This window comes from Pedobacter sp. HMWF019 (genome assembly GCF_003061025.1).
Lineage (GTDB): Bacteria > Bacteroidota > Bacteroidia > Sphingobacteriales > Sphingobacteriaceae > Pedobacter.
On the sequence record NZ_QAIL01000107.1, the window covers coordinates 1 to 7,637 of the forward strand.

The following is a 7,637-nucleotide window of genomic DNA, read 5'->3' on the forward strand; positions in this document are numbered from 1 at the left end:
CTTTATTTCTCAACTCAATTAAATTATCATCATTAACCAGGTAATCTGCAATATTTAATAATAATGATTTGTTTCCGAAATTCTGTTGCGTGTACCGGTCAAATCCAAGCGGGAAGGCCGAGCCGTCTTTTGCACTGACCTGGTTCTTAAAAACATCTCCATCTCCAATCACCACCATTTTAGTGGTTTGACTCAGGCCAGAGGTTTCAAAAGGAACAGATATGCCTTCGGGTACCCCCCGGTTTAGGAAAAGAGAGGGGAACCGCCCTTCTAGTAACACCCCAAGGGTTTTAGCTGTACTTGCATAATCTCTCGGATCAGGGCGCTCGGCCACCGTCTGCAATGCCAGCAGCATAGGCGTGTTGTGTATTTTATTGAATGCGGAACTTCTGAGAATGACTTGCTTTTTAATGCCTTTAACCCCAATGGTATCTACAGTACTGGAAAATTCGCTCCTTATAGCGTCTATATTTTTAACCAGGTCACTGGCAGAATCCGGGAGCATCAAAGGATAATATACCCAGGGGGCCAGTTGTATTTGTTGTGTGGTGCCCATGGCCAGGGGAATCTCAACACAATTGGCATCTGCCACCAGATTATAATTGATCCTTGCACCATAAGTAAAAAGCTGGTCGTCCAGACCTAGCTTATTGTTAAAAGCCAGTTGTTCGCCTTTCCCCTTCAAACTATCCAGATCAGCACTTACCTGGTCTATGCTCCAGACCACCCTACCTCCTTTCATCACAAAGTAATTGATCTTGTATTTTTCAGCCTCTGAGAATTCTTCGCGGGGTTTAACGATAAAAAGGACTTTCAGTTTATCCAGGCCCGCCTGATCAATGAGTTTTAAATTGACTCTTCCTGTTTCATAACTTTCAGAGAGGCTTTTTATGGCATCATCCAAATAGGCATCTGATGGTTCTCCATTTGATTCCGTAAAACCAATCCTGGGATTCTCTCCGGTAACAACTTTCTTAATGGCTGAAGTGAAAGCATACTCCAGGTTTTGAATGGAATTATTGATGTTTTCCTCATAACCACCCGCGGCAGCCTGATTCTGCAATAACTTTACCGGAATTTGCCGGTTATCACATTGGACAACCGCCATAGGGAAAATCGTCTTTTGCGTAAACCCATTATCCGTTTTGATGTTAAGACTTGTAGGCTCTACACCAATACTATACAAATGGCTAATTACAGTGTCTTGTTCATTTTGTGGCAAACCTGATATCGGATCTGCAAAAACAATTTTAAAGTTTGTTTTGGAATTGGCTTTATAATCTGCCAACAGATCCTGAACAGCATTTTTTAGTCGTTTAAATGCAGAAGGCAAATCGCCATCCAGGAAAACAGTAACCTTAATCTCTTTGACTGGCTTATTTAAAACTTCTATGGTTTTAGGACTTAACGTGAACCGGTGTTCTTTGGTAAAATCAAAACGCGTGTATAAATATTGACCGACTATATTCAGAACGATCAGTACCGAAATAACAGCAAATAACCGGATACCTCTTGACCTTACCATTTCCTGCCTCCAATCACAAAATGAGTTAAGCTTAGAAAAAGCACATCAAACGTAAGAAAATAGAGTACATCTCGTGTATCAAGTACTCCCCTGCCCAAGGATTGGTAGTGTGCGTTTACACTCATGCTATTAAGCAGCCCCTCAAACGATTGTAGCGAGAGAATCTTCCCTAACGCATCAATACCAGTATAGGAAATAAAACATATAAAGGCAGCTACGGCAAAAGCGATGACCTGGTTTTTACTCAGTGAAGATACAAAAATACCTACTGAAGTAAATGAACTTCCCAGCAGTAGCAAGCCAATATAAGAACCGATAACCGCTCCGGTATCAATATTTCCGGCAGGCAGTCCCAAGTGATATACAGAAAAATAATAGATCAGGGTAGGCATCAGTGCAAATAACACCAGAGCCAGGCAGGCAAAATATTTAGCCAGGATAATCTGCCATTCAGTAATGGGCCGTATAGCCAGTAATACATATGTCCCTTCTCTCCGTTCTTCAGCAAAAGAACGCATCGTCATAGCCGGAATCAGAAAAATAAAGAGAAATGGGATCAGACTAAAAAAGCCATTGAGTTCTGCATAGCCATAGTCCAGTACCGAGGTGTCTGGAAAAACCCACAGCAATAATCCCGCGGCCAGTAAGAAGACACCGATGGTAATATAGGCCATCAGGGAGTTGAGCAAGGCAAATAATTCTCTTTTAAAAACTGCGTACATGCATTTATATATGACGCCGAAGTTAGAAAAATATCGTCTAAATGAAGAAGGCTTCCCAAAATATGGAAAGCCTTCTCTTTGATGTATTTTAAAATCTACAATCCGAAGTTAATCGCGGCTCTGATTCCAAAGAAAGATAAGGTTCCGTCATTAGACCATCCTTCATAACGGGCGCCTAAATCAATAGTTGATTTATCTGCTATCGGAAATTCAATACCAATGCCTGGAGAATATGCAAATGCAGTTCCACTTGCATTTTTACCTGCAAATGCGGCACCTAATTCGGCAGCTCCATAGAAGTTTTCAATGAAATAGTATCTTAAACCAGCTTTAACCGGAATGAAAGAAGAACTAGGCCATTTAACACCTCCAAAATCTTTGCCTGAATAACTAATATATCCAGCGCTACCTGTAACTTTCAAGTTTTCCGCAATCGGCGCAATATAGACTAATGAACCACCGAAGCCCAATTTATAGAGGTCTCCAAAGTTACCAGTAGGTAATCCAAATTCTGCACCAACGCTTAATTTAGCTCCACCCATTGCAGGATCTTTTCTATTCTGTGCGGAAGCACTGGAAAAAGCTAAAACACCTGCGATTGCTGTTAGTAAAAATAATTTTTTCATAAAGTTCGTTTAATTTAAAGAGAAACATTTCTCTACCTGCACCGTTAGCAAATATTTTGCCAATTCAGCTTTATGGATATTTAAACAAAACTTTATGCGGTCAACTTTCTAAAAATATCCTCCAGCACTTCCGAATCCTGATCCTTCTTCAAATCGGCCAGAGAGGAATTTGCTGCGATATTACCCTGGTTAATGATCACCACATCATCACAAACCGCTTCTGCTTCCTGCATAATGTGGGTGGAAAGGATCACTGTTTTATCCTGTCCCAATTCCTTGATCAGTTTACGGATGCCTGCCAATTGATTTGGATCCAGTCCGGAGGTGGGTTCATCCAGAATCAGCACCCTTGGATCATGAATAATAGCCTGAGCAAGGCCAACCCGCTGACGATAACCTTTAGATAACTGGCCTATTTTTTTGTGCTGTTCCGGCCCTAAACCAACCCTATCAATCACCTCTGCAACGCTCCTGCTTAAATGCATAAGCTGATAGGTTTGCCCTGCAAAATTTAAAAACTCTTTTACATACATATCACTGTATAGAGGTGTATTTTCAGGCAAATATCCCATGATGCGCTTTACCTCCAGACCTTGGGTCAGTACATCAAATCCACCGACATGCACTTTTCCGGAACTCGGTTGCAGATACCCTGTGAGCATTTTCATTGTGGTGGATTTACCTGCACCATTTGGACCTAAGAATCCCATAACCCTACCTGGTACGGCTTTAAAACTGATCGCATTTACCGCTATTTGCGATCCGTAATGCTTAGATAAAGATTCTACTTCTATACTCAATTTTTGATCTTTTTTATTTCAAAAGTAATTTTACCACCAGGCTTCTGCTCATCGTCCTCCTGAATTTTACATTAGCTTCTATTGATTCTTGTCTTCAGGAATGCTACGCAGTTTATTTCGGGATCTCATTTAAGCAAAGCTTGAATAGCAAGTGCGGGGTCCTGAAATAAGTTCAGGAGGGCGGCCATATTACGATATACCCTCTAAACGAAATGCATCAGAATAATCTCCTCCCGTCAAAAATAACAATATTTTTTATGCCCAACTTTATATATTTGCAGTATTATGGCCAAAAACAATAACGACGAACAATTTAAAAATGTAATATCTCATGCCAAGGAATATGGTTTTGTATTTCAAAGCAGTGAAATTTATGATGGACTGAGTGCTGTATATGATTACGGACAGCTTGGTGCTGAATTAAAAAACAATATTAAAACGTACTGGTGGAAGGCCATGGTACAGATGCACGAAAACATCGTGGGAATTGATTCTGCGATTTTCATGCACCCTAAAGTATGGAAAGCCAGCGGACACGTAGATGGTTTTAACGATCCAATGATCGATAACAAAGATTCAAAGAAACGTTATCGTGCAGACCAGTTAATTGAAGATAAAATTGCCCGTTATGAAAAAGACGGAAAAACAGATAAAGCTGCAAAACTGCAAGCGGCAATGGACGATGCATTGAAAGCAGAAGACCTGCCCCGTTTAAAAACAATCATCGAAGAACACGATATTGTTTGTCCTGTTAGTGGTACAAAGAACTGGACTGAAGTACGCCAGTTCAATCTGATGTTCAGTACACAGTTTGGAGCGATGGCCGAAGGTTCTGAAGAGGTTTATCTTCGCCCGGAAACCGCCCAGGGAATTTTTGTAAACTTTTTAAACGTTCAAAAATCCGGAAGAATGAAAATTCCTTTTGGAATTGCTCAAATCGGAAAAGCGTTTAGAAATGAAGTTATTGCCCGTCAGTTCATTATGAGGATGCGCGAATTTGAACAAATGGAAATGCAATTCTTTGTTCGCCCGGGAGAAGACCAGAAGTGGTTTGCTTACTGGAAAGAGGCTCGTTTAAAATGGCATACTGCTTTGGGCACTGATCCTGCAAAGTACCGTTACCACGATCACGTTAAACTGGCGCATTATGCGAATGCAGCTACAGATATTGAATTTGAATTCCCTTTTGGCTTTAAAGAAGTGGAAGGTATACACAGCCGTACGGACTTTGACCTGACGCAGCACCAGGAATTTTCGGGTAAAAAAATGCAGTACTTTGACAACGACCTGAACGAAGAAGGCAAACCTTATGGAAACTATGTACCTTATGTTATTGAAACTTCTATTGGTTTAGATCGTATGTTCTTATTAACCATGATCAATGCTTTTGAAGTAGAGGATTTAAGCGAAGGAGATAAACAGGACAGCAGGACGCTTTTACGTTTGCACCCTGCTTTAGCCCCGGTTAAAGTTGCGATTTTCCCATTGACTAAAAAAGATGGTTTACCGGAAAAAGCCAAAGAAGTAATGAACAGTTTAAAATACGATTTCAACTGTGCTTACGAAGAAAAAGATGCAATTGGAAAGCGCTACCGCAGACAGGATGCAATAGGAACGCCTTTTTGCTTAACTATTGATCATCAAACGCTGGAAGATAATACGGTTACCATCCGTCACCGAGATACCATGGAGCAACAGCGGATTGAAATCAAAGATCTTCAGTCGATCATTGAGAGCAAAGTTAGCTGGAAAAACCTGCTGAGATAAAAACTAAAAAGGGCTTGTATTTTCTACAGGCCCTTTCTTATTATTATCCACCTAAATCTGCGGTATCCGCCAGCAGAATGCCAGGCTACTTATTCAGATGAATATAAACCAGAACCATGCCAAAATGTAACCTGTATACATAAAATGAAAATCAGGACGTTTATCATACCATGAAATCTACCATTATAGCCTTTTTTCTGATTTTTCCCCTAATTGCTTTTGCGGGAAACAAGCCTGTTCATTCTCCGGATAATTCCTGGTCAAAAGAAGAATTGGAAATGGCAAACACAGCAAAGAATACGCCTTATCTGTCTCAGGAGGAAAAAAACATCATTTTCTATATGAATCTGGCACGTATGGACGGCACGCGATTTTTCAATACCTATTTACAGGATTTTATAGCTGATTATAACCAAAGGATGCAGCAGTACAGCAATTATAACGAGCTTAAAATCGCAAAAAATGACCGGTACTACAAAAGTCTGGAAGCTGATCTGAAAAAAGTTAAAAATCTTGGGCTGTTTTATCCCGACGAAACATTAACCTATGTTTCTCTTCAGCACGCAAAAGATATGAACAGTCACAATCTTGCAGGTCATAATTCCTATGATGGTCGCACTATGAAGGACAGGATTACAAAATATTATCCCAATCGGTCTATGGCTGAAAATCTGGCATTTGGTTTTTCCAACGGTCTGGCAAATGTATGTGTACTGCTTATTGACAAGGGTGTTCCCGATCTGGGCCACCGCAAGAATATCCTGAACAGTACCTATGGGCTAAATATTGTTGGGATCAGCATCCGTCAACACCCCAGCTATAAATACGCTGCTGTTATAGATTTTGTTGGTATTCCAAATCTTAAAATTTAACTTCGCCCAAATTTAAAGCATGCGCAAGGCACTATTAAAGATCATAGATTTCTTTTATCCACCCTTTTCCCGCTGGATATCCCTGCATACTTTCAGGTACATGGCCTCGGGAGGAACAACCGCTGCGTCTGGAATTATTGTATATTTTATTGTCTACAACCTCATCCTCCATCAAAAAGATGTGCAGATGGACGGCCTGCTGGTCACTGCGCCTATCGCTGCATTGGCCATTGAATCTTTCATTACTTTCCTGATTGGCTTTGCACTAAACAAATACCTGGTTTTTACACATTCCAATTTAAAAGGCCGGATACAGTTGTTTCGTTACGGTTTTGTGGTGGCCATAAATATTGGCCTTAACTACGGTTTCATAAAAGTCCTGGTTGAGGCTTTTGGCTTTTATCCAACCATAGCTAAGGCCGTTACAACCATTATTCTGGCTATTTTTAGTTATTTCGCCCAAAAACACTTCTCCTTTAAAGTCAGAAAATAATCCTTATTTATGACTCCTCCCTGAAGCTTTCTATTCTTTCCTTCAAAGCGCATAAAGCATCTTCTGCATCTTTCATTTTTTGTAACATCAATAGTTTTTCAGGACTGGATAAATGGGGCCGCAAATGATCTGGAGTAACCAAGGCTCCTCTCCTTACTTTAAATATTTCTGCAATCTTACACAATTGGCTTAAGTTGATCTCCTTTTGACCATTTTCAATCTTCTGATAGGTTCTAACTGCGATCCCAAGTGCAAGCGCGATGTTTTTTCTTTCTTTGGGACTGGTTCCGCTTAATAACTTTATTACATTTTCGGAGACCATGTTCTCTCTATTTTGTTTCATTTGCATACTCCATATTTTTCTCTAACAAACGGATTAATTTTCCCTGTTCTTCAATAATCCTGCTGCGATACTGGCTCAACAAACGTTCATCTTCCTCCAGTTCAGCCTCAAGAGGGTTCTGCTCAGGATCTTCCTGATCCAGCAATGCAGCACAATCAACTCCAAGTGCCTGCGCAATCAACAGCAATTTCGACAACGTAATTTTGATTACCCCCATCTCCATTTTATAATAGGTAGAAGCGGTAACATGCAAAACTTCCGCAACGTTCTTTTGCGGCATTCCCTTTCTAATTCTCAGGGCTGAAATTTTTTTCAAAATAGTTTCCATCATACATTTCTTAATCAGTAAAGTTTTAGTTAATAACCCACCAATGTAGATTCAAAAAATATTTTAATCACCATCAACAAAATAAATAATTTAAAATTTTTCCAATTCCCTTTTAGAACTAAACCATATATATTCCCAGTCCAAACCAGGCAACAACATTA

General features: G+C 40.1%; 9 protein-coding genes. 3 read left to right on the forward strand and 6 right to left on the reverse strand.

What is annotated here, in order from left to right; translation table 11 throughout:
- The 4 genes from gldG to DBR11_RS06715 all read right to left on the reverse strand — a co-directional run.
- Positions 1-1,525: gliding motility-associated ABC transporter substrate-binding protein GldG (gldG, locus tag DBR11_RS06700; protein WP_108550856.1), on the reverse strand; the 1,525-nt coding region annotated here is incomplete at its 3' end.
- Positions 1,519-2,247: a gliding motility-associated ABC transporter permease subunit GldF gene (gldF, locus tag DBR11_RS06705; RefSeq protein ID WP_108550858.1), complete on the reverse strand. Its 729-nt coding sequence runs from the start codon at positions 2,245-2,247 to the stop codon at positions 1,519-1,521. The genes gldG and gldF, both read right to left, overlap by 7 nt.
- 95 nt (positions 2,248-2,342) lie before the next feature.
- The gene (locus DBR11_RS06710; RefSeq protein ID WP_108550860.1) at positions 2,343-2,873 is read right to left on the reverse strand and encodes a hypothetical protein; all 531 of its coding nucleotides are present in this window, start codon (positions 2,871-2,873) and stop codon (positions 2,343-2,345) included.
- A 92-nt stretch (positions 2,874-2,965) separates the two neighbouring features.
- Positions 2,966-3,673, reverse strand: a complete 708-nt coding sequence (locus tag DBR11_RS06715) for an ATP-binding cassette domain-containing protein (RefSeq protein ID WP_108550862.1) — start codon at positions 3,671-3,673, stop codon at positions 2,966-2,968.
- A gap of 285 nt (positions 3,674-3,958) precedes the next feature.
- Between DBR11_RS06715 and DBR11_RS06720 the strand changes: the two genes are divergently transcribed.
- The 3 genes from DBR11_RS06720 to DBR11_RS06730 all read left to right on the forward strand — a co-directional run bounded on the left by DBR11_RS06720 (position 3,959) and on the right by DBR11_RS06730 (position 6,805).
- Complete coding sequence (locus DBR11_RS06720; protein WP_108550864.1) at positions 3,959-5,440, forward strand: glycine--tRNA ligase; 1,482 nt, start codon at positions 3,959-3,961, stop codon at positions 5,438-5,440.
- 170 nt (positions 5,441-5,610) lie between these two features.
- Positions 5,611-6,312: a CAP domain-containing protein gene (locus DBR11_RS06725; protein WP_108550866.1), complete on the forward strand. Its 702-nt coding sequence runs from the start codon at positions 5,611-5,613 to the stop codon at positions 6,310-6,312.
- A 19-nt stretch (positions 6,313-6,331) separates the two neighbouring features.
- Entirely contained in the window at positions 6,332-6,805 is a 474-nt protein-coding gene (locus DBR11_RS06730; protein ID WP_108550868.1) for a GtrA family protein, read from the forward strand.
- A gap of 7 nt (positions 6,806-6,812) precedes the next feature.
- Here the strand turns inward: DBR11_RS06730 and DBR11_RS06735 are convergent, their stop codons facing one another.
- Both DBR11_RS06735 and DBR11_RS06740 read right to left on the reverse strand, forming a co-directional pair.
- The gene (locus tag DBR11_RS06735; RefSeq protein ID WP_158275227.1) at positions 6,813-7,148 is read right to left on the reverse strand and encodes a helix-turn-helix domain-containing protein; all 336 of its coding nucleotides are present in this window, start codon (positions 7,146-7,148) and stop codon (positions 6,813-6,815) included.
- Positions 7,135-7,479, reverse strand: a complete 345-nt coding sequence (locus DBR11_RS06740; RefSeq protein WP_108550872.1) for a helix-turn-helix domain-containing protein — start codon at positions 7,477-7,479, stop codon at positions 7,135-7,137. Before DBR11_RS06740 ends, DBR11_RS06735 begins: the two co-directional genes overlap by 14 nt.
- Positions 7,480-7,637 lie beyond the last annotated feature (158 nt).

What these genes read in the sequence shown, in the direction of transcription:
- gldF (WP_108550858.1), bottom strand. Translation starts at nt 2,247, where the DNA reads ATGTACGCAGTTTTTAAAAGAGAATTATTTGCCTTGCTCAACTCCCTG.
- DBR11_RS06710 (WP_108550860.1), bottom strand. Translation starts at nt 2,873, where the DNA reads ATGAAAAAATTATTTTTACTAACAGCAATCGCAGGTGTTTTAGCTTTT.
- DBR11_RS06720 (WP_108550864.1), top strand. Translation starts at nt 3,959, where the DNA reads ATGGCCAAAAACAATAACGACGAACAATTTAAAAATGTAATATCTCAT.
- DBR11_RS06725 (WP_108550866.1), top strand. Translation starts at nt 5,611, where the DNA reads ATGAAATCTACCATTATAGCCTTTTTTCTGATTTTTCCCCTAATTGCT.
- DBR11_RS06730 (WP_108550868.1), top strand. Translation starts at nt 6,332, where the DNA reads ATGCGCAAGGCACTATTAAAGATCATAGATTTCTTTTATCCACCCTTT.
- DBR11_RS06735 (WP_158275227.1), bottom strand. Translation starts at nt 7,148, where the DNA reads ATGAAACAAAATAGAGAGAACATGGTCTCCGAAAATGTAATAAAGTTA.
- DBR11_RS06740 (WP_108550872.1), bottom strand. Translation starts at nt 7,479, where the DNA reads ATGATGGAAACTATTTTGAAAAAAATTTCAGCCCTGAGAATTAGAAAG.